Below are 26,740 nucleotides of genomic sequence, written 5' to 3'. Positions count from 1 at the left end.
TTTAAAAAAGATGACCCCTGTACAATACAGGAATCACCTTTCCAGTGTAGCATAGTCTTTTTTTAAAAAGTCCTTTACAAAGGGTACAGATTAATGTGGAGTGGCTTTTTTAATTCAAATGGTTTAAATGTAAGTGGGTCTAAGCATTAACTGGTCCGTTTGAGCATTTGTGATGTTAAATGATATAAATGATGTTTATAATGACCGTTTGGTAACTTTTCTAATTCACGCAATGCTTTGTTCGTATAACGCTCAGCAATTTTTTTCGCTTTCTCGATGCCATCAGCTTCTTCAATAATGTTGCTTAGTTTCTGTAAATCGGATTTGGAAAAAGGCTTGTCTTTAGCTAAGATCAAGGATACTTCATCTGGTTTAGCTAACATGGCATAGATCAGCGGTAATGTGTAAATACCTTGTTGGACGTCTGCCATCACAGGTTTGCCTATTTGTTCTTCATAACCTTGATAATCTAAGATATCATCAATAATTTGAAATGCCATCCCAATATAATGCCCCATGTTCCATGCTGTACGTACTTGGCGCTTACTTGCTTTACTTTCTACTGCGCCTGTATAGCAACTTAAAGCAAAAAGTTGTGCTGTTTTTCCTGATATTCTTGATAAATAGCTTTTCACACTGTTAGGTGGTTGAAACCTAGAGTGGAGTTGATCAAGTTCACCAATTAAAAGTTTCTCTATACTACGTATATTATACATCGATTGCGCAATGGAATCAGCGTGTTTGGCTAGTATGGAAAAACAGATCGAAAATAAATAATCACCAGCATATATAGCAAATTTGTTATCATGCTTTGCTTGTAAAGTGACATTCCCACGGCGCGTATCAGCTTGATCAATAACATCATCATGAATAAGTGTTGCCATGTGTAAAGCCTCTAGAGCCGCTGCAATTGCAATCGCTTTATCTTTATCATATTCAGTCCCTATTTGACTACAAAGTAACGTGTAGGCAGGTCTGAGCAGCTTACCACCAGCGCGAATAACCTCTCTAAGGGTTTCATTCACGCGTTTGTCTTTGATACGTATATGATCCTCTATTAATTTTATGACTTTGATCAAATCTTGATTTAATTCTGGATAATCACGCCACATTTGATGTATTTCCATGTTTTTAAAACCTCTCTCGTTTCGATGTATATGTGTGCTACATGGTTTGTAAATCCATATAATAGTGTAATCTTTCTATATGTGTTAATAAATAATTGGCAGTAATACCTATGGCTACTCCAGTCAGGATACCAATCAAGGAAAGAATGGGTAGGTAAAGCATAACAGACCACGATTGAGCGACCCAGCTTGCAATGGATAATTGCCCAACGTTGTGCAGGACAGCGCCGGTAGTACTTACACCAATTAGACTAACATTAGCGAACCTTAATTGTTTAACGAGCAACATACCTAAAAAGCTAAACAATGCCCCAGCACCACTATACATAAATGTAGAAATAGTGCCACTGAGTAGGGTAGCTAATATTAAGCGAATCAAGACCACTTTACTGGCATCCTTAACAGGTAGTGTATACAGGGCCATGCAAGTTATGATATTAGCCAGCCCTAACTTAGCGCCAGGTGCGAAAAAAAAGGGGGAAGGAATTGCTCGTTCAACGAGGCTAATAATGACAGCTTGAGCAGCTAGCAACGCAATGTAGACTAATCTTTGGTTTTTAGTCATAAAAAATAACATCCTTTCCTTGCTAGGCTATCGAAAATAAATAAAGCTTAACTGTAGTGTTACTCTGTGAAAAACAGTAAAAGGAAAAAAAGAAATACACATGCAGGTATAAGACGCTCTTGTTATTCGCTATAAAACGAACCTTCAATCAGCGGTCTATTCGTTCTTCGCCCACTGATGGTTAAGTTGAGCGAATCCCGAACATTAGCGTCCGTTATCACCACAATTAATTTACTTATGCGCGTTATTTTGTGGTGGTTTACGATCGGTTATCTGTGATAAATTGGTTTTCTTTCTTTCCCTTTATTATTTTGGTGGCCTTTCCTTTCAGAAAAAAAACGCAAGGATCGTCAAAATCTGCGTTCAATCTTCTGTATAATTCAATTATACATGATAATAAACAAGATAGCGATAAGCTCTATAAAAGAGCTAATCGCTAATTTGATAAAAAATTTATTTATCTTGATAGATGGACTGTTCTTTACCGTACCACCAACGTCCCAATTTCTTCTGGATAAATGGTACAACCCAGTAGTCAAGACCAAATGTACGGCCAGAGCCATTCATAAGTGCGATCGAAGCAGGGAGTGCCCATAGCTTATCCCAGCCTAGCATCGCTGTTAAAGTAAACATGATAAGAAAACCGACACTTGCTGCATTGGCTAACCAAGTAAACAAGCCGACAATAATAGCTAAACCGATCGCAATCTCAATGAATACCATCATTTTTTGCATAAATAAAGCTATTTCTGGTGTTGGCATCATAATTTGCATGATCCAAGCAAACCAGCCTGGCATCTCACTAAGAATAGGGTCGGCCCAATCACCAGCAGCTTCAGTTGCAGCACTTGTAGCATCTTGCAACCATGGGAAATCCATTTGTACGGTCGAAGAAACGAGCCACGAATCTTCGCCAATTCCTCTAAACAATTGACCGATGTTGGAAATACTTGAAGTTGCATTTTCCCAAACTTCATAGCCCCACAGTTTAGAGCCACCTTCTACAAGCCAAAATCCACCAACAAAAATTCGAAGTGGTAAGCTCCACAGTACATTTCCATAGCGTGTTAAAAAGTCGCGAAAAATATTACGCTTATCTTTTGTATGGAAGAATTCATGCTCTATATACTTAAACATATAATAGCCGCTACCAATACCGAAGAAATAGTATAAGTTCACCATGTGTTTGACAAAATTCGCAAACCACCCACTTAAATGTAAGCCCATTAGGTCTGCAACACCATAACGCGCACCAATCGATACCATTACACCATGATATTTTCCTTTATAAGCGACTTTTTCTTCGCCTTTAATATCTGCAATAATATTTTTTGCTGCCGTTGTACCTGTTTGTTCAGCTGCCTCTACAATCTGCGGTGTTGGCTTTCCTGGTTCTTCTTCAAAATAAGCCAAGTCACCCACCACATAAACATCATCGTATTGATCAGATTCCATATATTCATTTACTTTCAGACGACCAGCACGAGCTTGCTCCATACCATATTCTTCTGTATCGGAGTTAGCTTTGACGCCTCCAGTCCAAGCTAATGTATAGGTTGGAATCGTTTCACCACTTTTTAGTACAATTTCATTTTCTTTTACTTCTACGATTGGTGATTCTTTAATAACTTTTACCCCATGTTTGAGTAGATAAGCTTCTGCTTTGTCAGCATCACGACGCTCTAACATGTTAAGGATCGTTGGTGCAGCTTCAATCACGTAAAGAGAAATTTCATCTGCATTAATTTTATTGTTTTTAGCTAAGCGCTCTTTCCATTCGATCATTTCACCGACAAGTTCAATACCGGTAAATCCAGAGCCACAAATAGCAAATGTTAGCATGGCGCGACGCGTTGCTTCGTCACGAACTGTCGCAGCTTTTGCTACAGTGTTTTCAATATGTTCACGTAACTTTACAGCGTCTTCCCAAGACCATAATGTGAAACCATGTTCTGCTACGCCTGGTGTACCAAAATCATTTGGTTCTCCACCCATACCTAAAATTAAATAATCATAATCATATGCTCCGTGTTCAGTCGTCACTTTTTTCGTATCATGATCAACATGTGTTACATTATCTGTGACAAGTTTCACTTTTGTACGGTTAAATAAGCGACGAAGATCGAATTGAATCGCGTCAGGTTCAACACGGTGCGCTGCAACCTCATGCAATTCAGTCATCATTGTATGGTAAGAATGACGATCAATTAAAGTAATTGACACGGTGTCATCTTTTTTAAACTTTTTTGCTAGTTTTTTTGCGGCGTGTACACCTGCATAACCAGCACCAATGATGACAATATTCTTGTTTGGCATTTATGTTCACTCCTTTTGAATATAAATAGTTGTAAACCAAGATTTGTTGTGAATTTATGAACAACCGTTACTTATTGTAACGCTGATTTTATTTTGTGTCTAGGGTTTTTAAAGATTATATATAAAAAAATCTATAAAGTTTCACCTAATTATCATACAAAAAAGTTCAATAAGTATTCACATCTATTATAAAAACCGCTAGAATAGGACATGATTGCTTTTATCAAACAATACGTCGAATTGTGTCTAATAGACAGCTAACAAAGACGGTGATATACTCAATCCCAGAGTGACTCAATGTGAATATATTCACATTGAGATTGCTGTTAATTAAGAAAGAGAGGGCTATTAATATGTTTCAAAAAAAATTGATCGTTATTATAGGAGCTAGTTTGTTGGTTCTATTCGGTTGTTCATCGAATGATGGTTTATTAGAATCGCCCCATCGCGATACTGAATTTTTAATTGGTACGGTCATTAATTTAAGTATATACGATGAAGATAAGGAATATGTATTGGATTTAGCCATGGAGCTTATTGATGAGCTCGAGCATATGATGAGTGAAGAAATTGATACGTCTGAAGTATCTGAAATTAACCGCCAAGCAGGGGTTGAACCTGTTCAAGTTTCTGATCATCTTTATGAATTAATTAAGGCAAGTTTAGTGTATGGAGATGATTCAGATGGTGGCTTTGATATAACGATTGGTCCGTTAACAGACCTTTGGCGTATCGGGCATGATGATGCCCGAGTTCCTGATCAAGAAGAAATTGATCAAGTGTTGCCGTTAATTGATCATGAAAAAGTTGAGATTAACGATCAAGATCAATCCGTTTATGTAGTTGATGAAGGTATGCAATTAGATTTAGGCGCAATTGCTAAAGGTTATATTACAGATGAAGTTAATCAATTATTTGAACAAGAAGGTGTTACTACAGCGATCTTAGATCTAGGTGGCAATATTTACGTTAGAGGTACAAGACCTTCAGGGGATAATTGGACAGTAGGAATTCAGAATCCGTTCTTAGCTCGTGGTGAGTTAGTCGGGCGCATTGAAGCGACCAATCAGTCTGTTGTCACTTCTGGCATTTATGAGCGCTACATTGAAGAAGGTGGACAACAATATCATCACTTGCTTGATCCGGATACGGGTTATCCATTTGATAACGAAATTGCAGGTGTTACCATTATAAGTGATTATTCAACGGATGGTGATGCTCTTTCAACGGTTGTATTTGCTAAAGGGTTAGAAGAAGGCAAGGCCTTTATTGAATCCATGGATGATGCAGAGGCTATCTTTGTGACAAGAGACAGAGAAATTTTGTTAACGACGGGATTAACTGAAACATTTGAATTAACAAATGAAGCATTTGAATTGATTAGTCAGTAGAAAAGGTGATGAAGTTGACGATATCAGCATTTTTGAAATTAGTCGAGATCCAGACTAAAATAGCTAGTTTATTTCCATTTTTAATTGGTTTACTTTTTGTTATTTATCGCTATCAAAGTTTTAGTATCGTTAATACAGCAATATTCTTTGTTGCCATGTTGACCTTCGACTTAACAACGACGGCGATTAATAATTATATGGATTATCGCAAAGCAAGTTCAGATCAATATAGAGAAACGCGTAATATTATTGGGCAAGCCCAAATCCCAGAGCGGATTGTGGTGATAGCGATTTTTGTTATGTTGACCCTAGCTGTAGGTTTAGGGTTGTGGCTTGTCATTCGAACCGATTTATTTGTGTTATTAATTGGCATGCTATGTTTTGCTATTGGAATTTTTTACACGTTTGGTCCTATTCCATTATCACGGATGCCACTAGGGGAAGTGTTTTCTGGTGTGACGATGGGTTTTGGTATTGTCTTTTTAGCGGTATATGTTAATGCATTTGACCAAGGTATTGTTCACTTAGGCTGGGAAGGTCGAATGGTTCATTTTCAAGCCGATCTATACTTGTTGTTAGAAATACTATTGGTCTCAATACCGAGCATTTTCACGATTGCTAACTTGATGCTAGCCAATAATATTTGTGATTTAGACGAAGATATTGCCAATTCTCGTTTTACCCTACCTTATTATATAGGAAAGGATAATGCGGTAGTTTTATTTAATGGCCTTTATTATATGAGTTTTCTTGCGCTTGTGATTGCTGTTTCCTTAGGGTTATTACCAGCAGTTCTTTTACTCGTGTTGTTGATGATTTATCCAGTATATAAACAAATTCAACAATTTAATAATAAACAAGTTAAAGCAGAAACATTCGTCGTTGCCATTAAAAATTTAGTGCTTTTGAATGGATCGGTTGTTATTATGTTTATTGTTGCTTTATTATTATAGATGAAAGGAGGCAGATAGACATGAATGGTTCACCGATATTATCTGTAAAAGATTTAAGCTTTCGTTATGATATTCGCACCGACAATTATGCTCTATCTGCTGTTTCATTTATAGTTAAACGAGGCGATTGGTTAGCGGTGATAGGGGACAATGGATCAGGAAAATCCACTCTCGCCAGATTAATCGTAGGCTTAGTTGAACCGGAGCAAGGCAGTATTTTTATTAATAATTGTATATTAAATGAGCAAAGTAAATGGGACTTAAGAAAAAAAGTAGGCATCGTTTTTCAAAACCCTGATAATCAATTTATTGGTACAACCGTGCAAGATGATGTTGCATTTGGATTGGAGAATTTAAATCTTGATTATCATGAGATGGAAATGCGTGTTTTTCAAGCGCTAAAACTTGTTGATATGTATCAATACCGAGATAAAGATCCATCACAATTATCTGGTGGTCAGAAACAAAGGGTTGCGATCGCAGGCGTCTTAGCGTTACAACCTGATTTAATGATTTTTGATGAGGCATTTGTGATGTTAGATCCGAAGAGCCGGCGAGAATTACTAAATGTATTAAAAAACATACAAAAGAAAATAAATTTAACCATCCTTTCGATTACACATGATCGAGAAGAAGCCGCTGTGGCTGATCAATTGCTCGTACTAAAAGCCGGAGAGTTAATCGAACAAGGAACACCGCAAGAGGTCTTCCAAAAAAACCCCGATATAGAACCGCCTTTTGCAGAACAATTACGCCAAGAGTTAAAAAGAAAAGGAATTGAAGTGCCGGATGGTTATATGACAGAAGATGAATTGGTGGCGTGGATATGCAGGTGAGATTTGAACATGTGAGAGCAGATTATCAGTTAGGTCCTATCAGAACTGCCAATGTGATTAATGATATTAGCGCCGAATTACCAACAGGTACATTTACAGCAATTATTGGACATACGGGTGCGGGCAAATCGAGTTTGTTGAAACTAATAAATGGTTTGCTACTTCCGACAGCGGGAGAGGTTCATGTTGGTGGACTAATGATAAATGTTAAAGGTGAAAAGCAAATATTAAACCAAGTGAGAAAGCGAGTAGGAATGGTGTTTCAATTTCCTGAAGCGCAATTATTTGCTGAAACGGTTGAACAGGATATTGCATTTGGTCCGATTAATTTTGGTTTTACTCCAGAGCAAACAAAACAAGCTGTCCGAGAGAGCCTAGATAAAGTAGGGTTATCCGCTGATTTATTAGAACGCTCACCATTTTCGTTATCTGGAGGTCAGCAACGCCGTGTGGCGATCGCAGGAATTATGGCGACTAGCCCAGATGTATTAGTGTTGGACGAGCCAGGTGCGGGGTTAGATCCAGAAGGCCGGAAGAAGATTTTGTCTATGTTAAAGTGCTGGCATAACGAGCATAAAGCAACAACCCTCTTGGTGACACACGATATGGATGACGTCGCAACTTATGCTGATAATGTTTTAGTGTTAGATCATGGTCGTGTGGCAAGTTATCAATCCGTGCGTCAATTTTTTAGTGATGAAGACCGGCTAAGTGAGTTGGCTATTGATATGCCTGAACCATTAAGGGTGCAAAGGCGTATTGAACAGGAAAAGGGTATTAAACTAAGTCAAGTCAGTTTAACGCGGTCTGAATTGGCTGCTAACCTGATAAAGGAGCAGCTATTATGAATAAATTAATTTTAGGGCGTTATTTTCCTGGAGAGTCCTATTTGCATCGTTTAGATCCACGTTTGAAATTAGTGGCCGCTCTTTATTTTATTGGTCTTCTTTTTTTTGTTGAAAATGGACAAGGATACATTTGGTTATTCTTGTTTACCTTTTTGTTAATGCGATTATCTGGAGTAAGTTATAGCGTTTATTTCAAGGGAATTAGACCGTTGATCTGGTTAATTCTATTTGCGGTTATGCTCCGTGTTATGTTTACCGGAGGAGGAACGATCTATTTTAGTCTAGGACCGATTATGATTTCCAGGTTTGGCCTATTGTCAGGCTTTTATACGTTTAGTCGCTTTATCATGATCATACTCATATCAACGATTGTAACTTTAACGACAAAGTCAATTGATTTAACCGATGCTATTCATGCACTTGTTAAGCCACTTCGGTTGATGCGCATCCCTGTTGATGACTTTGCCTTGATGCTTTCGATTTCCTTAAGGTTTGTTCCTAACCTCCTAGATGAGACGCAGAAGGTCATGGATGCTCAACGCGCTCGAGGGGTTGTTTTTGGTGAAGGGAATTTAATTGAACAGATGAAGAAGCTTGTTCCTATTGTTCTTCCTTTGTTTGTTAGTTCATTGAAGCGTGCGGAGGAAATGGCTGATGTTATGGAAGTAAAGGGTTATCGTTCTGGAGTAAAGCGTTCAAGTTTTCGACAACTTAAATGGCACTTGAGAGATGGTGTGGCTATTATTTGCATAATCATCTTAACATTAGGTGTTTCCTTTTTTAATAACATTAATTTTGTTCTATTATTCAATATATAGATTCAAATAAAACAGCGAGGTGTGCACACCTCGCTGTTTTTATGTAATATGAATATTTTATTTAAGTAATGGTAGCGGCGGAGGGGATCGAACCCCCGACCTCACGGGTATGAACCGTACGCTCTCGCCAGCTGAGCTACACCGCCATAGATATAAAACTTTAAAGAAGTCACAAGTGATATATTACAACAGCACAGAAGGCATGTCAATAGTTTTTGTTTTATCGGTTTGTACCGTGATGATTTACGGAAGGTTATCTGTGATAAATAGCTAATCAACATTAATTAGCTATTGTGCTATCTCTGTTTTACTGTTGTTCATAATAATCACAAACAGCTATAATTTGCTGAATTTCGATGGTAACCGCTTTTTTATCCAAGTCAAGTTTGGGTGAAAAATATAAAGAAATTGAAATGAATTATTTATTAATAGTCATCTGTTAGCTAGCTAGTGTGTGATGGTGGGGCAAGTATAGTATCTTCTTTCTATTATTTTTTATAGAAAGAAGTCGAATCATTTTATTATATTCTAGAGTTGTTTTGACAAATTATGAAAAAAGGATGTGCTTAAATAGAAGGCATAATAATAGAGAGGTGAGAATATAGTGGGTATAATGACAAATTCTTATTTAGAAAGAACACAGACTAAAACGAAGACCAAATGGCTTCACCATAGTTATCAGTTTATTAAGCAACAAGATTTATTATTGTATGGAATCGGTTTTTTATTGGGACGAGCTATTATTTTAGAGGAGCTTATTCCTTTTTCATTAGCTTACTTAGCGAGTGTTTGGGTTGTCAAAAAAGAACGCTGTCGTTTGGTTATGATGTTTAGTCTACTTGGCGTTCTTACTGTAGGATTCCCCCCTTTAATCATAACGTTAATTAGTTTTTTATGTTTTGGTTTTTTTATATCCTTGGGGTTGTTTGTACATTCCAAGAGATATTTGCCATATATCCTTATAACCTCCAGTTTGTTAAGTCGGTTAGCTTATTATAGTCTAATGAATCAATGGTCGAGCTACACGGTTGTCATGGCTATAACTGAAGCACTACTTACGGCTGTTTTATTTTTAATCTTCATACAGAGTACCCCATTATTAACACCTAAACGATATAAAACGAACCTTAAGAATGAAGAACTTATATCACTTGTCATTTTAGCAGCATCTGTTTTATGTGGTGTGACGGGTTTAACTCTAGGTGGTGTACATTTAGACTACGTTATTTCTCGTTATTTTATTTTATTACTTGCATTAACAGGTGGGCCAACAGTTGGGGCGACTGTGGGTGTGGTGATTGGTCTAATATTAAGTTTAGTGAATGAGACGACGCTAGCTCAAATGAGTTTACTTGCTTTTAGTGGATTGTTAGGTGGGTTAATGAAGGAAGGGAAGAAGTGGATGGTTAGTGTGGGTCTATTACTTGGAACATTTTTGCTTGGCATTTACGGTTTTGAAATGGGAGCCTTATTTCCATCTGTCCTAGCATCGTTAGTAGCGATTTTCCTATTTATAATTACACCAAATACGATGATAAACAAAATTGCTCGCTATATCCCCGGAACAAATGAACAAATTGAAGAACAACAGCAGTATTTACAAAAATTACGAGATGTTACGGCAAGTCGCATGGAGCAATTTTCTGATGTGTTCGAAGCCTTATCAAAGACGTTTACAGGAAAACTAATTGAACAGCAGGAACAGATAAATGAGGACATAGAGACAGACGATTTCTTGAGTCATGTGACAGAGAGAACTTGTCAGACCTGCTTTAAAAAGTCCTGGTGTTGGGCTAAACATTTTGATGATACTTATCAACATATGGAAAACATGAAGAAGGAACTGACTCAAAGCGGCGCAGTTTCTCAATTAACAGAATCGAAATTTAAAAAACATTGTCAAAAGGCGCATAAGGTGGAGGCGGTAATGAAGGAAGAATTATCTTATTATAAAGCAAATCAACAGCTAAGAAAGCAGGTTGGAGAGAGTCGGCGTTTTGTAGCAGACCAGCTATTGGGTGTGTCAGAGGTCATGGATAATTTTGCAAAGGAAATTATTAATGAACGTCAACACCATGAGCAACAAGAGCAACAGATTATAACAGCACTTCGATCAATTGGAATGGAAATTGAACAGCTAGACATTTATTCGTTGCAGAAAGGTGAGATTGATATAGAGATAACATTGTCCGTTTATCAATACCATGATGAAGGGGCGAAGATTATTGCGCCAATTTTATCTGATATTCTTCAAGAAAATGTGATTGTTAGTGAAGAAGAAGTATCGCCGATGCCTAATGGTTATTGCTTTTTGATCTTCCGGTCAGCGAAGACCTATCAATTAGAAGTTGGTGTTGCTCATGCTGCACGAGGTGGTGGATTTATTTCGGGTGATAGTTATTCAACCATGGAGTTAGCTACTGGCAAGTATGCGTTAGCAATTAGTGACGGGATGGGGAATGGAAAGCGGGCAAGAGAAGAGAGCATGCAAACATTACGCTTACTCCAACAAATTCTTCAGTCAGGTATTGATGAACAAGTGGCGATTAAATCGATTAATTCCATCCTTTCTTTACGTATGACGGATGAAATTTTTTCCACTTTGGATTTAGCTATGGTTGATTTACAATCAGCCGTCGTCCAATTTTTAAAAATAGGCTCGACACCAAGTTATATAAAAAGAGGTAAAAACGTTTCTGCCATTGAATCAAGTAATTTGCCTATAGGTATTGTAAAGGAATTCGATGTGGAAGTGGTCGACGAACAATTGCAAGATGATGATCTCTTGATTATGACAAGTGATGGTATTTTCGAAGCGCCTAAAACGGTAGAGAATCAAGACATTTGGTTAAAACGAATTATTAAACAGATGGAGACCAACGATCCTCAAGAAATTGCAGATCTTATTCTTGAAGAAGTGATTCGGCTATCTTCAGGCACAATAGAGGATGACATGACTATATTGGTTGGTAAGATTAATCACTTTCAATCAAAATGGGCAACGGTGCCACACTATCAATGTTATGCGAAGTCTTAAGTAGATTGTTTTTGACTTGGTCGTATAAAAAACAGAAAAGAAGTCGAGAATGATAGTAGTTTAATTGATAGGAGGCAGGAGTAAGTGAGAACAGGAAAGCTAAAGCAAATTTTATTGATTACCGATGGCTGTTCTAACAAAGGAGAAGACCCAACTTTAATTGCCAATATGATACGGGAAGCAGGCATTACAGTCAATGTAATTGGTGTACTTGATCAAGGCGATACAGACTCTGACAGTTTAGTAGAAGTAGAAGATATTGCGTCTTCAGGTGGAGGCGTAAGTCAAATTGTTTATCCGCAAGTTTTAACACAAACCGTACAAGCAGTGACAAAGCAGGCAATGACACAAACCCTTCAAGGGGTTGTCAACCAAGAGCTAAGACAGATTTTAGGGGATAATCAATCAATTGAAGCTCTACCACCTGACCAAAGAGGTGAGGTGATGGAAGTGGTTGATGAGTTAACGGAAACATGTGATATGCAATTGCTGGTGTTAGTCGATACGAGCGCAAGTATGCAAAAGAAATTAAATACAGTCAAAGAAGCATTAATTGATTTATCAATAAGTATGAATGCTAGAACTGGTGATAATAAATTTGCTATCTACTCATTTCCAGGGCGTAAAAAGGCATTAGATAAAATATTAGAATGGTCATCAGACTTAGATAAATTATCTTCAGTGTTTCCTAAACTGACAAGTGGCGGAATTACACCCACAGGTCCTGCTTTAAAAGAAGCCCTCCACCAGTTTAGTGAGGGTGGCTTATTAAGGAGCTTAAGAAAAGATGCTGAATCAGAGCAAGCCGATTTCGGTTTTTAACTTTAAGCCAGGTACGTGTTTAAGAGGAAAATGGCATCAACGCACCTATTACATTAAAGAAAAGTTAGGAACAGGTGCTGTTGGTGCCGTTTACTTAGCTAAGCAAGACAATGACCAATGGGTAGCGTTAAAAATTAGTGATAAGGCTGCATCTATTACATCAGAGATTAATGTTTTAAAAAAACTAGCGAAGGTCCAAGGTGAAAGCCCTGGGCCTTCTTTATACGAAATTGATGATTGGATAGATAGGCGAGGGGAGTGTTATCCCTTTTATACAATGGAGTATGTTCAAGGAGAGTCACTAGATAAATTTCTAAACAAGCGTGGCAGGCAGTGGTTAGGTGTGCTATTTCCCCAACTCCTAGAAGAGTTAGAGCAACTTCATCGCGTCGGTTTTATTTTAGGCGATTTAAAAATAGAAAATGTCATCGTCACCCATCGTCCGATTCGCCTTCGTTTTATTGATGTAGGAGGTGTAACGTTGATCGGAAGATCGGTTAAAGAGTATACAGAATTTTATGACCGTGGCTACTGGCATTGTGGCAATCGGACAGCTGATCCAGCTTATGATTTGTTTGCTTTAGCCATGATGGCACTCCGCTGTGCTTATCCCAATCAGTTTAGGCGAACGAAAGAGCCGAAGAAGTATTTAATAACCAAATTAAAGCAGGCGTCAATCTTGAAACCCTATGATCCTATTTTTCATAAAGCGCTATTAGGGCAATATCAAAATAGTCAAGAGATGCAACAGGATTTCAAGAAAAGAACAAGACATTTAACGAGAAAATCAGCTGTACCTCAGGACAAGCAAGAAATAGACTGGTTAGAGATTGTGATATGCATTTCAATAAGTGTCGTTCTATTTTTTCTTGCTACTTTCTATTAGGGTTTGTTTCTGGTAGGATAGTTATCATAATAAGTTAATGCTTAAAGAAGGTTATCATAAATGTTTACAGAAATGGTTGATAAGTATATAAAAAAACATCGTTTATTGGTCTATCCAGCTAAAATAATAGTCGGTGTCTCGGGAGGGCCTGATTCAATGGCACTTCTCCACTATTTTATTGGGAAAAGCCGTTTATGGCAATTAGACTTAATGGTTGTGTCAGTTGATCATGGGTTAAGAGGTGCGGAGTCAAAGCAAGATCTTGAATATGTACGCGCCTTTTGCCGGCGGTATAAAGTCAATTTTGAAGCGCATTATATTGATGTGAATGCCTTAAAGGAGCAGTATAGCTATGGCACGCAAAAAGCTGCCCGCATTCTTCGTTATCAAGTGTTTGCAGATGTTATGGAAAAACATCAAGCGGATTATTTGGCTTTGGGTCATCACGGTGATGATCAAATCGAGACTGTCTATATGCGCTTGACTAGAGGAACGGAGCTTGAAGCGTTCCAAGGAATGAGAAAGTCGAGACCTTTCTCTAATGGCTTTTTGATTCGTCCTTTATTATCAGTTACCAAAGCCATGATAGAAGATTATTGTGAAGAAAATCATATAGTGCCACGTCGAGATCCTTCCAACGAAGCTGATATTTATACAAGGAATTTTTTTAGAATACATATATTACCGTTATTAAAAAGACAAAACCCCAATCTTTCGGAATCGATTTTGCATGTGACTGAGAAAATAGAGGATGATGTAGCCTATTTAACGAACCAGGCAGAAACTTTAGGTGCTTCGATACTAAATTATCAAGAGCAGCCCAAGAAAGTTTCCTGTCAAATTAATGAACTGAAAAAGCATCCCCGTGCTTTACAAAGAAGATTGTTTCATCTAATATTAAACTATCTATATGATACCCTGCCAGATGGTTTGAGTTATCGACATGAGCAACAATTCTTTACCCTTCTTGATAGTGATCGTGCTAATGCATCTGTAGATTTACCATCAGCGTTAAAGATGGTTAAGTCATATCAAACTTTACACTTTTATTTTGAACAAGGTACGACCTCATATTGCGTGCCTTTGAGAGTGCCAGGGCAAACCATTTTACCCGATGGCCATGTTATACAAGCGGAGTTTGTTCACATAAAACCCACATCAATAAACCCAATGACATTCTACTTACCCGTTAATGGTTTTGATGACTATCCTTCGTTAATGATTCGCACGCGTATGCCTGGGGACCGTATTGATTTAGTTGGTTCAAAAGGGAGAAAGAAACTAAAGGATTTATTCATTGATAAGAAAATTCCGTTGTATAAGCGTGATCACTGGCCGATTCTCGTTGATGAAGATGGTCGAATCTTGTGGGTGCTGGGTTTGGCTAAGGGAATTGACCTTAACAGTGGATACAGGGATCATTATTTAAAATTGATATACCAATTTATTTAAAGGTTTTAGGAGGATCAAGATGCACAACGACATCGAAAAAATATTGGTTTCACAAGGAGACATTCAAGAAAAATGCAAAGAGTTAGGTGAGCAACTAGCTGAAGAATATAAGGATAAGTTTCCTTTAGCTATAGGTGTTTTAAAAGGAGCTCTACCATTTATGTCTGATATCCTTCGCTATATGGATACATACTTAGAAATGGATTTCATGGACGTGTCTAGTTATGGTGGTGAAATGCGTTCTTCAGGCGAGGTTAAAATTGAGAAAGACTTAAATACAAAAGTAGAGGGACGTGATTTGCTTATTATAGAGGATATTATTGATAGTGGTTTAACTTTAAGCTATTTGGTTGACCTTTTCAAATATCGAAAAGCACGTTCTATAAAAATTGTCACCCTTCTTGATAAACCAGAAGGTCGAACAGTGGATATTAAAGCGGATGTTGTTGGTTTTAAAGTACCTAATGAATTTGTCGTTGGTTACGGTTTAGACTATCAGGAAAAGTATCGCAACCTCCCGTATATTGGGGTGCTAAAACCACATATTTATGGTGGAGAATAAAGGCTCCCACTAATCATTCAAGCAATAAATTATTAAATATTATAACTAAACACATTATATTATGGAAATACTGAGATCGAGTTAGTTGTCATTCTTGTTTTTTCTATGATACGATGTAATATAGTTTTCTCGTTTGGGAGGAGGAAAGTGATGAATCGTATAGTACGTAGTTTTATTTTTTATGGTGTTATATTACTTGTATTGCTTTCAGTGATGCAATTTATAACTGGACAAAATGGTCAAACAGAAGAATTTAAATTTAACGAATTTGTAGAAGCTTTAAATAACGAAGAGATAGAAAGTATGGAGATGCGTCCTTCTAATGGTGTGATTCGTGTTACAGGTACATTAGCAGATGAGGAAAATACGAACTTTATTACCAATATACCTGATAATCCTGAAGTGGTTTCTGAGATTAATGCAGAAGCATCAAGTCAAGAAGTGGTTATGTGGGATGAAGAGGAGCAACCGAGTCCTTGGTTAAGTTTCTTAATATCATTTGCGCCATTTATTATTGTTATTGTGATTTTCTTGTTTTTAATGAATCAATCACAAGGTGGCGGCAATCGAGTCATGAACTTCGGTAAATCGAAAGCCAAAATGTATAGTGAAGATAAGAAGAAAGTACGCTTTAAAGATGTCGCTGGTGCAGATGAGGAGAAACAGGAACTGGTAGAGGTTGTTGATTTCTTAAAAGATCCGCGTAAATTTGCTGCAATTGGCGCAAAAATTCCCAAAGGTGTGCTGTTAGTCGGACCTCCTGGTACAGGGAAAACATTACTAGCGAGAGCTGTGGCTGGAGAAGCAGGCGTACCGTTTTTCTCTATCAGTGGTTCAGATTTTGTTGAGATGTTTGTCGGTGTAGGTGCATCACGTGTTCGAGATTTATTTGAAAATGCAAAGAAGAATGCGCCGTGTATTATTTTTATTGATGAAATTGATGCGGTTGGACGTCAGCGTGGTGCAGGTGTCGGTGGCGGTCACGATGAACGGGAACAAACTTTAAACCAATTACTAGTAGAAATGGATGGATTTGGAGAAAACGAAGGGATTATTATTATTGCTGCGACGAATAGACCTGATATCTTAGATCCTGCTTTATTACGTCCAGGGCGATTTGACCGTCAAATTACGGTTGATCGACCGGACTTACGAGGTCGTGAAGATGTCTTGCGTGTTCATGCGCAAAATAAACCATTAGCTGAAGATGTTAGCTTAAAGACCATTGCTATGCGTACCCCAGGTTTCTCTGGTGCTGATTTAGAAAACCTACTTAATGAGGCTGCCCTTGTAGCGGCTAGAGGTGATAAAAAGCAAGTTGAAATGGAAGATGTTGACGAGGCTATTGATCGAGTCATTGCTGGTCCTGCGAAGAAGAGTCGTGTGATCTCTAAAAAAGAGCGTAACATTGTCGCTTATCATGAAAGTGGTCATACTATTATTGGAATGGTACTCGATGAGGCTGATATGGTCCATAAAGTGACCATTGTACCACGCGGGCAAGCAGGCGGATATGCTGTGATGTTACCAAAGGAAGATCGCTACTTTATGACGAAGCCAGAGTTGCTTGATAAAATTACAGGATTATTAGGTGGCCGAGTAGCTGAAGAAATTATCTTTGGCGAAGTGAGTACAGGTGCACACAATGACTTCCAAAGAGCAACAAGTATGGTTCGTAAAATGGTTACCGAATATGGTATGAGTGATAAGATTGGTCCACTTCAATTTGGTAGCACAGGTGGTCAGGTGTTCTTGGGACGCGATATGCAGAACGAAGCAAATTTCAGTGATGCGATTGCATATGAGATTGATCAAGAAATGCAAAACTTCATTAATCATTGCTATAATCGTGCTAAAGAGATTCTTACTGAAAATAAGGATAAGCTTGAGTTAATTGCTAAAACATTATTAGAAGTTGAAACATTAGATGCCGCACAAATTAAATCGCTATTTGAAACAGGATCACTTCCAGACCCTGTTGTATCAGAGCAAAATGGTTTGTCTAATGATGAAGAAGCGAGCACTAAAGCTGAAGAAGAAGTAAAGGTTAATATTCAGGCTAAAGCGGACGATGATAACAAAGAACCGCTTGTTAATGAAACAGAACAATCAACTGATGGAAATGATAACCAAACAAAAGAAGATTAACGGTGAAAGCCAGTATGAAAACCATAATATCGGGTTTTCTACTGGTTTTTCTTTTGAGTTAGTGTAATTGAGGATAGATCAAATCTTTAGATTTAAAAAGCTATATTGGTATAGGCTAATACCAATGAGCAGTAAGGATTTTTTAGCAAAAATGATTTATTTGGAGAATGTCAAAAAAAGAAGTAAAATAGAGAAAAGTCAGTTTTAGTGTTTTTTATTTAAAAATAGAGATGGTGATGAATATGCTATTTGTGTTAGATGTTGGTAATACAAATACAGTGCTCGGTTTATTTGAAGGTAATAACTTAACTTATCAGTGGCGGATAAAGACAGATAGAGATAAAACAGAAGATGAGTTTGCCATGTTAGTTAAATCATTGTTTGATTACCAATCATTAAGTTTTTCAGTGGTTAACGATATTATGATTTCTTCTGTTGTGCCACCGATTATGTATGCTCTTGAGAGTATGGCCGAAAAATATTTTAATCGTAAGGCTATTGTAATCGGAGAAACTCCAATTGATAGCTATTTAAAAATGAAATATCCAAACCCGGCTGAGTTAGGGGCTGATCGCATCGTTAACGCAGTAGGTGCGATTGCTGAATACGGAAGTCCGTTAATTGTTGTTGATTTTGGAACGGCCACAACCTACTGTTATATAGATGAGTCCGCCTCTTACGTCGGAGGGGCTATCATTCCTGGTATAAAAATTTCGCTTGATGCTTTATACAGCCAAGCGGCTAAATTACCAAAGGTAGAGATCACTCATCCGAAAAATATAATTGGTTTATCAACGGTTGATGCGATGCAATCAGGTTTATATTTTGGTTATGTAGGACAAGTTGATGAAATGGTAAGGCGATTTAAGAAGGAAAGCGGTCAAAACCCTAAAGTTATTGCTACTGGTGGGTTGGCTGAATTAATTGCTGATGAATCCACTACAATAGACATAGTAGATCCGGCTTTGACCCTAAAAGGTTTAAATGAGATTTATCAATGTGTGAAATGAAAAGGAGTTATTTAATATGAATGATTATTTGATAAAGGCGACAGCATTTGAAGGGACCATTCGTGCTTATGCGATACAGTCAACAAAATTAGTAGAAGAAGCAAGACAACGCCATGATACATGGGCTACGGCATCGGCGGCTCTAGGTCGAACAATGACTATATCAACGATGATGGGTGCCATGCTCAAAGGAGAAGATAAGCTTACGATTAAACTTGAAGGGGATGGACCTACAGGGCCGATTGTTGTTGATGCCAATGCTCAAGGGCAAGTCAGAGGGTATATAACGAATCCACATGTCGATTTTGACTTAAATGCTAAAGGGAAATTAGATGTTGCTCGTGCAGTTGGAACAACGGGTAACTTAAGCGTTGTCAAAGATCTTGGTTTAAAGGACCATTTTACCGGACAAGTCCCTATAGTATCTGGGGAAGTAAGTGAGGATTTCACTTATTATTTTGCTACATCTGAACAAGTGCCATCTGCTGTAGGGGCAGGTGTATTAGTTAACCCTGACCATACGATTTTGGCTGCTGGTGGATTTATTGTACAAGTGATGCCAGGTGCTAGTGAAGAAGCAATTGATCTACTCGAAAACCGTATAGCGACAATACCTCCAATTTCAACATTAGTAAGAGAAGGTAAGTCGCCAGAAGCGATGCTTAATATTTTATTTGGCGAAGCCAATTTGCACATCTTAGATAAACTGCCGGTTATGTTTTATTGTCCGTGTTCGATCGAACGAATTAACAATGCCATTAGAGGACTAGGTAATGAGGAAATCGATGATATGATCAAGGTTGATGGTGGTGCAGAGGCAACCTGCCACTTTTGTAATGAGCATTATCACCTCTCACCTGATGATTTAAGCAAACTTAAGCAATCGGAGGAGTTGCAATAGTTATGCGAAAAAAAATTCTAATCATTATTCTTGTGTTAATAGGGACGAATATTTTAACCTTGTTGTTGTTGATTAGGAGTAATCGGGATTCTTCATATTACACTCCATCGGAAGAGATAGATGTTCGTCAGCCGGTAGCTGTCATAAATGAAGAGGAAGTATACTATAATGAATGGATGAATTATTTGGAAACGCACTTTGGAGAAGAAGCGCTAACACAAATGGTGGACCGACATGTGGTGTCACAATTAGCGGATCAATATGATTTGACAGTTGATCCAGGAGTGATTGAGTTAGAAGTGTCTCTGTTAGCTTCTTTAGCCGGTCAAATGCGACAAGAAAATGTGGTAAAAACAGAAGAGGAATGGCGGGAAACTATAGAACATCGATTACTAACTGAAAAAATTTTCACAAGAGATGTAGAGGTAAATGAAACGGACATTGAAGCATATTATAATACCTATCAATCACAATATGAATTTTCGCATCGGATAGAGATATCTCATATTGTTGTAGCTGATCAAGAAACAGCAAACCGGATTTATAATGAATTAGAAGAAGGAGCTAACTTTGCTGCTTTAGCACGTGAATATTCAATAGATGAAGAATCGTTATTAGATGGTGGCTACTTAGGATTTTTTACTGAAGGAAGTTCCTTCTTGCCGGATGGTTATTTTGATGAAGCGGGAGATTTAGATCAATTCAGCTATAGTGAACCGTTTATCGTAAATCAGGGCTTTGCCATTTTGTATTTACATCGAGAGTTACCTAGAGTTGATCTAAGCTATGATCAATTGAAGGACCACATACGTACTAAATTAGCCATCGAAGAAGTAGGCGAGCCCCCTTCAACCAAAGCTTTTTGGGAACAGCTTGATGTTGATTGGATTTATCACAGATAACTATCCGTAAACCACCCATCTCAAAATAGAGTGCATACCTGATTCACTCAACTAACCATTAGTGGGACAGAACGAACACCCCTTACTGATATTAGTTTTGTTTTATTGACAATATCAGGTTTTCAACATATAATTAAACAAATAAGAGTACTCGGAATTAGGAGGCTAAAAAATGGAAATAGCTCAATCAATAGCGGGGTTAATTGGTAATACCCCAATTGTTCATTTGAATCGTTTATCTGGTCCAGAAGATGCTGAGATTTATGCAAAACTTGAATTTATGAATCCAGGGAGTTCAGTGAAGGATCGTATAGCTTTAGCCATGATTGAGGCAGCTGAGGAAAGCGGTCAATTAAAAGAAGGAGACACGATTATTGAGCCAACTAGTGGTAATACAGGAATTGGCATAGCACTAGTTGCCGCTATTAAAGGCTATCAGGCTGTACTTGTTATGCCTGATACAATGAGCCTTGAGCGCCGTAATCTATTACGTGCCTATGGGGCTGAGCTTGTGCTAACACCAGGTTCAGAAGGAATGAAAGGTGCAATTCAAAAAGCAGAAGAGTTACGAGAAAATCATGGGTATTTCATGCCACAACAATTTCAAAATCAAGCAAATCCAGATGTTCATGAGCGGACAACAGGTAAAGAAATTGTTGAACAAATGGGTGAGCAGTTGGATGCATTTATTGCCGGTATTGGAACAGGTGGTACGATTACTGGAGCAGGTAAAGTATTAAAAGAACATTATAAAGATGTGAAAATTTATGCGGTAGAACCCAAAGATTCCGCTATATTATCTGGTGGAGAGCCCGGACCACATAAAATACAAGGTATTGGCGCAGGATTTGTCCCTAAAATTCTAAATACGGAAATATATGATGATATCATCACGGTAACGAATGATCAAGCTTATGAGACGGCTAGAGAGGCAGCGCGAATGGAAGGGTTACTAGGAGGAGTTTCTTCCGGTGCCGCGATCTTTGCTGCTAAACAAGTGGCTAGATCATTAGGAAAAGGAAAGAAAGTTTTAGCGGTTATCCCAAGTAACGGAGAACGTTATTTATCTACACCTTTGTATCAATTCGATCAAGACTAAAAATGCTTAAGCAGCTCTCATCTTTAAGATGAGAGCTGCTTTTTGTTCGTCATTATTAAAACGTCGTAAATGGGGACTGCTCATTCTTGCTAATTGGTGTTAAAATAAAAGAAAAAACAGAAGGGAAGATTACTTTGAACCGTAAGCTATATACACAACATGGCGAGCTAAATTTAGCTAAAAAAACAGTTGTTATGGGCATTTTAAACGTTACCCCAGATTCTTTTTCAGACGGTGGACAGTTTAATGATATAGATCGTGCAGTTAAGCAAGCTGAAAAAATGGTTTTAGAAGGTGCAGATATTATTGATATCGGTGGAGAATCAACAAGACCGGGTCATACTCCAATATCAGAGGATGAAGAGATTGAACGTGTGATTCCAATAATAAAAAAAGTTAGGGCAGCGGTGTCTGTTCCTATTTCAATAGATACATTTAAAGCCAAAACGGCGCGATGTGCTTTGGATGCAGGCGCGGATATTGTCAATGATATATGGGGAGCAAAGTTTGAACCGGAAATAGCCAACGTCGCAGCTGAATATAAAGCCCCCCTTATATTAATGCACAATCGTAAACATCCTGTTTATCGCTATAACCTAATTGATGAAATTAAAGCCGATCTTGCTGAAAGTATTGATTTAGCGCTAAATAACGGTGTAGAAGAGCAGCAAATTATCATTGATCCCGGTGTTGGATTTGCCAAGAGTGCTGAGCAGAGTCTGGAGGTCATTCAAAATCTGGATGCGTTTAAATCTTTAGGCTATCCGATTTTATTAGGTGCTTCACGAAAATCGGTGATTGGACATTTATTGGATTTATCGACAAGCGAACGTGATGAAGCAACGGCTGCGACTACAAGTTATGGTATTATTAATGGTGCTGATATGGTTCGTGTACATAATGTAAAGATGAATGCAAGAATAGTGAAGATGACAGATTTACTGGTGAAGAAGGGCGTGGATTTAGATGGATAAAATCTTATTAAATGGTTTAGCTTTCTATGGCTATCATGGTGCAATTAAAGCTGAAAATGAATTAGGTCAACGGTTTATAGTTGACTTAGAGTTAGAAACAGATTTGAGAAAGGCAGGAGAAACCGATGACCTGGCCTATACTATACATTATGGAGAAGTTTATCAAATGACAAAGGAAGTTGTTGAGGGACAAGCTTATGCATTGATAGAAACGGTTGCAGAAACAATAGCGTCAAAGCTTTTAGATAATTACCCTCAATTATTAGCGTGTCGTGTTAAGCTGATAAAGCCAGATCCCCCAATCCATGGCCATTATCAATCGGTTGCAGTGGAAATATATCGAGAGCGGGTTTCAGCATGAATAAAGCTTATGTAGCGCTTGGTTCCAACATCGCTCCAAGACATTTCCATTTAACGCAGGCTATAGACTATATGAAGCGATCTGAACATGTCTTAATCAACAACTATTCGTCTATCTATCAAACAGTTCCCATTGGTTACCAAGATCAAGGGGAATTTCTTAATATGGTTGTTGAAGTGAGTACCACACTTTCTTCTACTGAGCTATTAGACCTCTGTCAAACAATAGAAGCTGATTTAGGGAGAAAAAGAGAGATTAAATGGGGACCAAGAACAATAGACCTTGACATTTTACTCTATAATCAAGACAATATGGTGACGGAACAATTAATTCTTCCGCACCCACGTATGCATAAACGAGCATTTGTGCTTGTGCCGTTAGCTGAACTTAACCCTGAGTTAAGGATACCGGGTACAAACGAATCCGTAAAAGAACACCTTGCTCAAATATCTAATGAAGAAAAGAGAGGCGTCGTTAAATGGACCAAGCAAGATGGGGAAGAAGAATAAAAGCATTTCGAAAGTTGAAAGGTTATACCCAAATAGAGTTCGCTGAGGCCGTGGGCTACTCGTTATCAATGGTAGGTGAGATAGAACGAGGGAAACGACAGCCATCAGATGCATTTATAGAAAGAACGGTGGAGACGTTAGAGGTTGCTTTGGTAGAGTTGAGGCCGCCGTTAGATGAGAGAAAAGAAAGGGGGTAAAGATATGTTTCAGATAGGAAATATAACTATACCAAATCGTGTAGTGCTTGCGCCAATGGCAGGGGTTAGTAATTGGGCGTTTCGTTTAACTGTCAAAGAGTTTGGAGCAGGTCTAGTCTGTGCAGAAATGGTAAGTGATAAAGGGATTGTTAATAAAAATCAAAAAACGATGGATATGCTTTATATTGATGAAGCAGAGAAACCGATGAGCTTACAAATATTTGGTGGAGAAAAGCAGTCAATGATTGAGGCAGCACAATTCGTTGATCAACACACGAATGCAGATATTATTGATATTAATATGGGTTGTCCGGTTCCTAAAATCACAAAATGTGATGCTGGGTCAAGATGGCTTCTTCAGCCGGAAAAAATTTATGAACTCGTCTCAGCTGTAGCGTCAGCTGTTAATAAGCCTATAACCGTAAAGATGCGAACAGGTTGGGACGAGGATAGTATCTTCGCTTTAGAAAATGCCAAGGCTATAGAAGAAGCAGGTGCTAAAGCATTGGCCTTACATGGTCGGACGCGAGAGCAGATGTATGAAGGCGTTGCTGATTGGGAAATTATTAAGGCAGTTAAGGATAATGTTTCAATTCCTGTTATCGGTAATGGTGATATTGATTCGCCAGAGATAGCTAAAAAGCGGCTTGAAGAAACAGGTGTTGATGCAGTGATGGTGGGGCGAGCTGCTCTTGGCAACCCATGGATTATGTATCGTATTGCTCAGTATCTAGATCATGGTGTTCTATTAGATGAGCCATCACCTGAAGATAAAATTAGAGTTTGTATGTTACATGCAGATCGCTTAATTAAAATTAAATCAGAAAAAGTAGCAGTGATGGAGATGCGTAAACACGCGGCATGGTACTTGAAAGGACTAAAAAGAAACGAAAAGGTGCGTCGTGAAATTAATGAGGTGGAAACACGTGATGCATTAGAGCAGCTTCTAAGCCGATATGTTGAACAACTAAAGTCTCAATATAGCTTCGTGTAGTTTTTCGGTTTCGCGATTGTTAAGCACGTAAACTAAGGTAATTGCTTGTTTACTTTGATCATTTGTACTTTATTAGCAATATGCTATGATAGGATTATTCGATTTTTCTTAAAATGAATGCTAATTATATATAGTTATAAATAAGAAGTGGAGTGATAGAAGTTGTCAGAAGAATTAAATGAACACATGCGGGTACGTCGAGACAAATTAAAAGTGATGCAAGATAATGGCATAGATCCTTTTGGTGATAAGTTTGAACGCACACATTTTGCCAACTCTTTAACTGAAGATTATGATTGTTTCTCTAAAGAAGAGTTAGAAGAAAAAGCAATTGAAGTGACGGTTGCTGGTCGGATCATGACCAAGCGAGGAAAAGGAAAAGCGGGCTTTTCTCACATACAAGACCTAAGTGGTCAGATACAACTCTATGTTCGTAAAGATGCTGTTGGTGAAGAAGCCTATGAACTTTTTAGAGGAGCTGACTTGGGTGATATTGTCGGTGTGACGGGAACGGTCTTTAAAACAAACGTTGGCGAGTTATCAATTAAAGCGATAGAGTTTACTATCTTAACTAAATCTCTACGCCCGTTACCTGAAAAATTCCATGGATTAAAGGATGTTGAACAGCGCTATCGCCAACGTTATTTAGATTTAATTACAAATCATGAGAGTAAAGAGACTTTTATTATGCGTAGTAAAATCATTCAGTCTATGCGACGCTATCTGGATGGAGCCGGATTTTTAGAGGTAGAAACACCTATGATGCATAGTATTGCCGGTGGAGCTTCTGCTCGTCCGTTTATCACACATCATAATGCTTTGGATATACCATTATATATGAGAATAGCAATAGAGTTACACCTTAAACGATTGATTGTTGGAGGGATGGAGCGCGTTTATGAGATCGGACGTGTATTTCGTAACGAAGGGGTATCGACAAGACACAACCCTGAATTTACGATGTTGGAGCTTTATGAAGCATATGCTGACTATCATGATATTATGAATTTAGTTGAAAATATGGTGGCGCACATTGCTGAGGAAGTTGTAGGTTCTACGACTGTTACTTATGGAGAAGAAGAGATTAATTTAACGCCTTCTTGGAAAAGGGTGCATATGGTCGATATTATCAAGGAGTACACGGGTGTAGACTTTTGGCAACAAATGAGTAATGAAGATGCGAAGCTATTAGCTAAAGAACACGGTGTTAGCATCCAGGATACGATGACTTACGGGCATATTGTTAATGAGTTCTTTGAGCAAAAGGTAGAGGAGCACCTTGTCCAGCCTACTTTTGTATATGGGCATCCTGTTGAAATCTCACCATTAGCAAAGAAGAATAAAGTTGATTCACGTTTTACGGATCGGTTTGAATTATTCATCGTTCGCCGAGAACATGCAAATGCCTTTTCGGAATTAAATGATCCAATAGACCAAAGGGAAAGATTTGAAGCGCAAGTGAAGGAGAAGGAACAAGGGAATGATGAAGCACACGAAATGGATGAAGATTTTCTTGAAGCACTTGAATATGGCATGCCACCTACTGGAGGTTTGGGAATAGGTATTGATCGTTTAGTTATGTTACTAACTAATGCCCCTTCAATTAGAGATGTCTTGCTATTCCCGCAAATGAAAAATAAAGAATCATAAATTGATCATATGTTATGTGATATAAAAGCGCTACTCAAATGATTTCTATGAAAATAATAGGGGCTGGAGTGGCGTTTTTAATTTGAGTATAGAAGAAATGTTAACTATTTTATGAATAGGCCATATTGTTTTTAAAAAGTGGTTGACTGTAAAACAGGTGCGTGTTATATTAGTCAAGTCGCCAAATTGAATAACGGTTTTAAGAAGTTAGAAAAAATAAAAAAACTGTTGACATTTCATTTTGGTTTTTATATAATATAAAAGCTGTCGCAAAAAGACAGCGACCTAAATTGATCTTTGAAAACTGAACAAAACAACCAGTATGTTAAGAAAAGAAGTAAGAAGCAAGCTAGTGCTTTAAACGAGCAAAGGGTGATAGATA

At 38.0% G+C, this 26,740-nt stretch carries 24 protein-coding genes and 1 tRNA gene; 21 read left to right on the top strand and 4 right to left on the bottom strand.

Annotated features, from left to right (window positions below; all coding sequences use genetic code 11):
- Nucleotides 1-146: 146 nt before the first annotated feature.
- From JOE23_RS17100 to JOE23_RS17090, 3 genes are all read right to left on the bottom strand, one after another.
- Nucleotides 147-1,127 (bottom strand): polyprenyl synthetase family protein, encoded by a 981-nt coding sequence (locus JOE23_RS17100; RefSeq protein WP_204440574.1) that lies wholly within the window; start codon nt 1,125-1,127, stop codon nt 147-149.
- Nucleotides 1,128-1,164: 37 nt separating this feature from the next.
- On the bottom strand, nt 1,165-1,692 hold the full coding sequence (locus JOE23_RS17095) for a Gx transporter family protein (protein ID WP_204440572.1): 528 nt from the start codon (nt 1,690-1,692) through the stop codon (nt 1,165-1,167).
- Between the two features lie 453 nt (nt 1,693-2,145).
- Nucleotides 2,146-4,008, bottom strand: coding sequence for an FAD-dependent oxidoreductase (locus JOE23_RS17090; protein WP_204440570.1), 1,863 nt, complete (start codon nt 4,006-4,008; stop codon nt 2,146-2,148).
- 353 nt (nt 4,009-4,361) lie between these two features.
- Here JOE23_RS17090 and JOE23_RS17085 point away from each other — a divergent pair, with 353 nt between their 5' ends.
- The 5 genes from JOE23_RS17085 to JOE23_RS17065 are packed head-to-tail and all read left to right on the top strand — an operon-like array spanning nt 4,362 to nt 8,854.
- On the top strand, nt 4,362-5,399 hold the full coding sequence (locus JOE23_RS17085) for an FAD:protein FMN transferase (protein WP_204440568.1): 1,038 nt from the start codon (nt 4,362-4,364) through the stop codon (nt 5,397-5,399).
- Between the two features lie 14 nt (nt 5,400-5,413).
- Nucleotides 5,414-6,352, top strand: coding sequence for a 1,4-dihydroxy-2-naphthoate polyprenyltransferase (gene menA / locus JOE23_RS17080; protein WP_204440578.1), 939 nt, complete (start codon nt 5,414-5,416; stop codon nt 6,350-6,352).
- Between the two features lie 20 nt (nt 6,353-6,372).
- Complete coding sequence (locus JOE23_RS17075) at nt 6,373-7,188, top strand: energy-coupling factor transporter ATPase (protein ID WP_204440566.1); 816 nt, start codon at nt 6,373-6,375, stop codon at nt 7,186-7,188.
- Nucleotides 7,179-8,036 (top strand): energy-coupling factor transporter ATPase, encoded by an 858-nt coding sequence (locus tag JOE23_RS17070; protein WP_204440563.1) that lies wholly within the window; start codon nt 7,179-7,181, stop codon nt 8,034-8,036. The genes JOE23_RS17075 and JOE23_RS17070 overlap by 10 nt, the downstream gene beginning before the upstream one ends.
- Nucleotides 8,033-8,854 (top strand): energy-coupling factor transporter transmembrane component T family protein, encoded by an 822-nt coding sequence (locus JOE23_RS17065; protein ID WP_204440561.1) that lies wholly within the window; start codon nt 8,033-8,035, stop codon nt 8,852-8,854. The genes JOE23_RS17070 and JOE23_RS17065 overlap by 4 nt, the downstream gene beginning before the upstream one ends.
- 69 nt (nt 8,855-8,923) lie before the next feature.
- On the opposite strand, the gene JOE23_RS17060 is transcribed toward JOE23_RS17065, so the two are convergent.
- A tRNA-Met gene (locus JOE23_RS17060) sits at nt 8,924-9,000 on the bottom strand.
- A gap of 467 nt (nt 9,001-9,467) precedes the next feature.
- On the opposite strand from JOE23_RS17060, the gene spoIIE reads away from it, so the two are divergent.
- From spoIIE to lysS, 16 genes are all read left to right on the top strand, one after another.
- Nucleotides 9,468-11,891 carry a stage II sporulation protein E gene (gene spoIIE, locus JOE23_RS17055; RefSeq protein ID WP_239585495.1) on the top strand — a complete coding sequence of 808 codons (2,424 nt, stop codon included), beginning with the start codon at nt 9,468-9,470 and terminating at the stop codon, nt 11,889-11,891.
- A gap of 84 nt (nt 11,892-11,975) precedes the next feature.
- Nucleotides 11,976-12,713, top strand: coding sequence for a VWA domain-containing protein (locus JOE23_RS17050; protein WP_204440557.1), 738 nt, complete (start codon nt 11,976-11,978; stop codon nt 12,711-12,713).
- Complete coding sequence (locus JOE23_RS17045) at nt 12,679-13,599, top strand: protein kinase domain-containing protein (protein ID WP_204440555.1); 921 nt, start codon at nt 12,679-12,681, stop codon at nt 13,597-13,599. Before JOE23_RS17050 ends, JOE23_RS17045 begins: the two co-directional genes overlap by 35 nt.
- Before the next feature lie 60 nt (nt 13,600-13,659).
- A complete protein-coding gene (gene tilS / locus JOE23_RS17040; RefSeq protein ID WP_204440552.1) occupies nt 13,660-15,051 on the top strand; it encodes a tRNA lysidine(34) synthetase TilS in 1,392 nt (463 codons plus the stop codon).
- A 19-nt stretch (nt 15,052-15,070) separates the two neighbouring features.
- Nucleotides 15,071-15,613: a hypoxanthine phosphoribosyltransferase gene (gene hpt / locus JOE23_RS17035; RefSeq protein ID WP_204440544.1), complete on the top strand. Its 543-nt coding sequence runs from the start codon at nt 15,071-15,073 to the stop codon at nt 15,611-15,613.
- 150 nt (nt 15,614-15,763) lie between these two features.
- Nucleotides 15,764-17,761: an ATP-dependent zinc metalloprotease FtsH gene (ftsH, locus tag JOE23_RS17030; RefSeq protein ID WP_204440542.1), complete on the top strand. Its 1,998-nt coding sequence runs from the start codon at nt 15,764-15,766 to the stop codon at nt 17,759-17,761.
- A 242-nt stretch (nt 17,762-18,003) separates the two neighbouring features.
- Nucleotides 18,004-18,771, top strand: coding sequence for a type III pantothenate kinase (locus JOE23_RS17025; protein WP_204440539.1), 768 nt, complete (start codon nt 18,004-18,006; stop codon nt 18,769-18,771).
- A gap of 16 nt (nt 18,772-18,787) precedes the next feature.
- On the top strand, nt 18,788-19,672 hold the full coding sequence (hslO, locus tag JOE23_RS17020; RefSeq protein ID WP_204440532.1) for an Hsp33 family molecular chaperone HslO: 885 nt from the start codon (nt 18,788-18,790) through the stop codon (nt 19,670-19,672).
- A 2-nt stretch (nt 19,673-19,674) separates the two neighbouring features.
- The gene (locus JOE23_RS17015; RefSeq protein ID WP_204440530.1) at nt 19,675-20,574 is read left to right on the top strand and encodes a peptidylprolyl isomerase; all 900 of its coding nucleotides are present in this window, start codon (nt 19,675-19,677) and stop codon (nt 20,572-20,574) included.
- Nucleotides 20,575-20,746: 172 nt separating this feature from the next.
- On the top strand, nt 20,747-21,673 hold the full coding sequence (gene cysK / locus JOE23_RS17010; RefSeq protein ID WP_204440528.1) for a cysteine synthase A: 927 nt from the start codon (nt 20,747-20,749) through the stop codon (nt 21,671-21,673).
- A 134-nt stretch (nt 21,674-21,807) separates the two neighbouring features.
- Nucleotides 21,808-22,647 carry a dihydropteroate synthase gene (folP, locus tag JOE23_RS17005; protein WP_420827548.1) on the top strand — a complete coding sequence of 280 codons (840 nt, stop codon included), beginning with the start codon at nt 21,808-21,810 and terminating at the stop codon, nt 22,645-22,647.
- Entirely contained in the window at nt 22,640-23,008 is a 369-nt protein-coding gene (gene folB, locus JOE23_RS17000) for a dihydroneopterin aldolase (protein ID WP_204440526.1), read from the top strand. The genes folP and folB overlap by 8 nt, the downstream gene beginning before the upstream one ends.
- On the top strand, nt 23,005-23,517 hold the full coding sequence (gene folK, locus JOE23_RS16995) for a 2-amino-4-hydroxy-6-hydroxymethyldihydropteridine diphosphokinase (RefSeq protein WP_204440524.1): 513 nt from the start codon (nt 23,005-23,007) through the stop codon (nt 23,515-23,517). The genes folB and folK overlap by 4 nt, the downstream gene beginning before the upstream one ends.
- Nucleotides 23,487-23,714 carry a helix-turn-helix domain-containing protein gene (locus JOE23_RS16990; protein WP_204440522.1) on the top strand — a complete coding sequence of 76 codons (228 nt, stop codon included), beginning with the start codon at nt 23,487-23,489 and terminating at the stop codon, nt 23,712-23,714. The genes folK and JOE23_RS16990 overlap by 31 nt, the downstream gene beginning before the upstream one ends.
- Before the next feature lie 4 nt (nt 23,715-23,718).
- Entirely contained in the window at nt 23,719-24,708 is a 990-nt protein-coding gene (dusB, locus tag JOE23_RS16985) for a tRNA dihydrouridine synthase DusB (protein ID WP_204440520.1), read from the top strand.
- 162 nt (nt 24,709-24,870) lie between these two features.
- Nucleotides 24,871-26,358 (top strand): lysine--tRNA ligase, encoded by a 1,488-nt coding sequence (gene lysS, locus JOE23_RS16980; RefSeq protein WP_204440518.1) that lies wholly within the window; start codon nt 24,871-24,873, stop codon nt 26,356-26,358.
- The last annotated feature ends 382 nt before the right edge of the window (nt 26,359-26,740 follow it).

This window comes from Amphibacillus cookii, assembly GCF_016908375.1.
Taxonomy (GTDB): domain Bacteria; phylum Bacillota; class Bacilli; order Bacillales; family Amphibacillaceae; genus Amphibacillus_C; species Amphibacillus_C cookii.
Note: the sequence above shows the minus strand (reverse complement) of the source record. Positions and strands in the feature narration are given on the sequence as shown.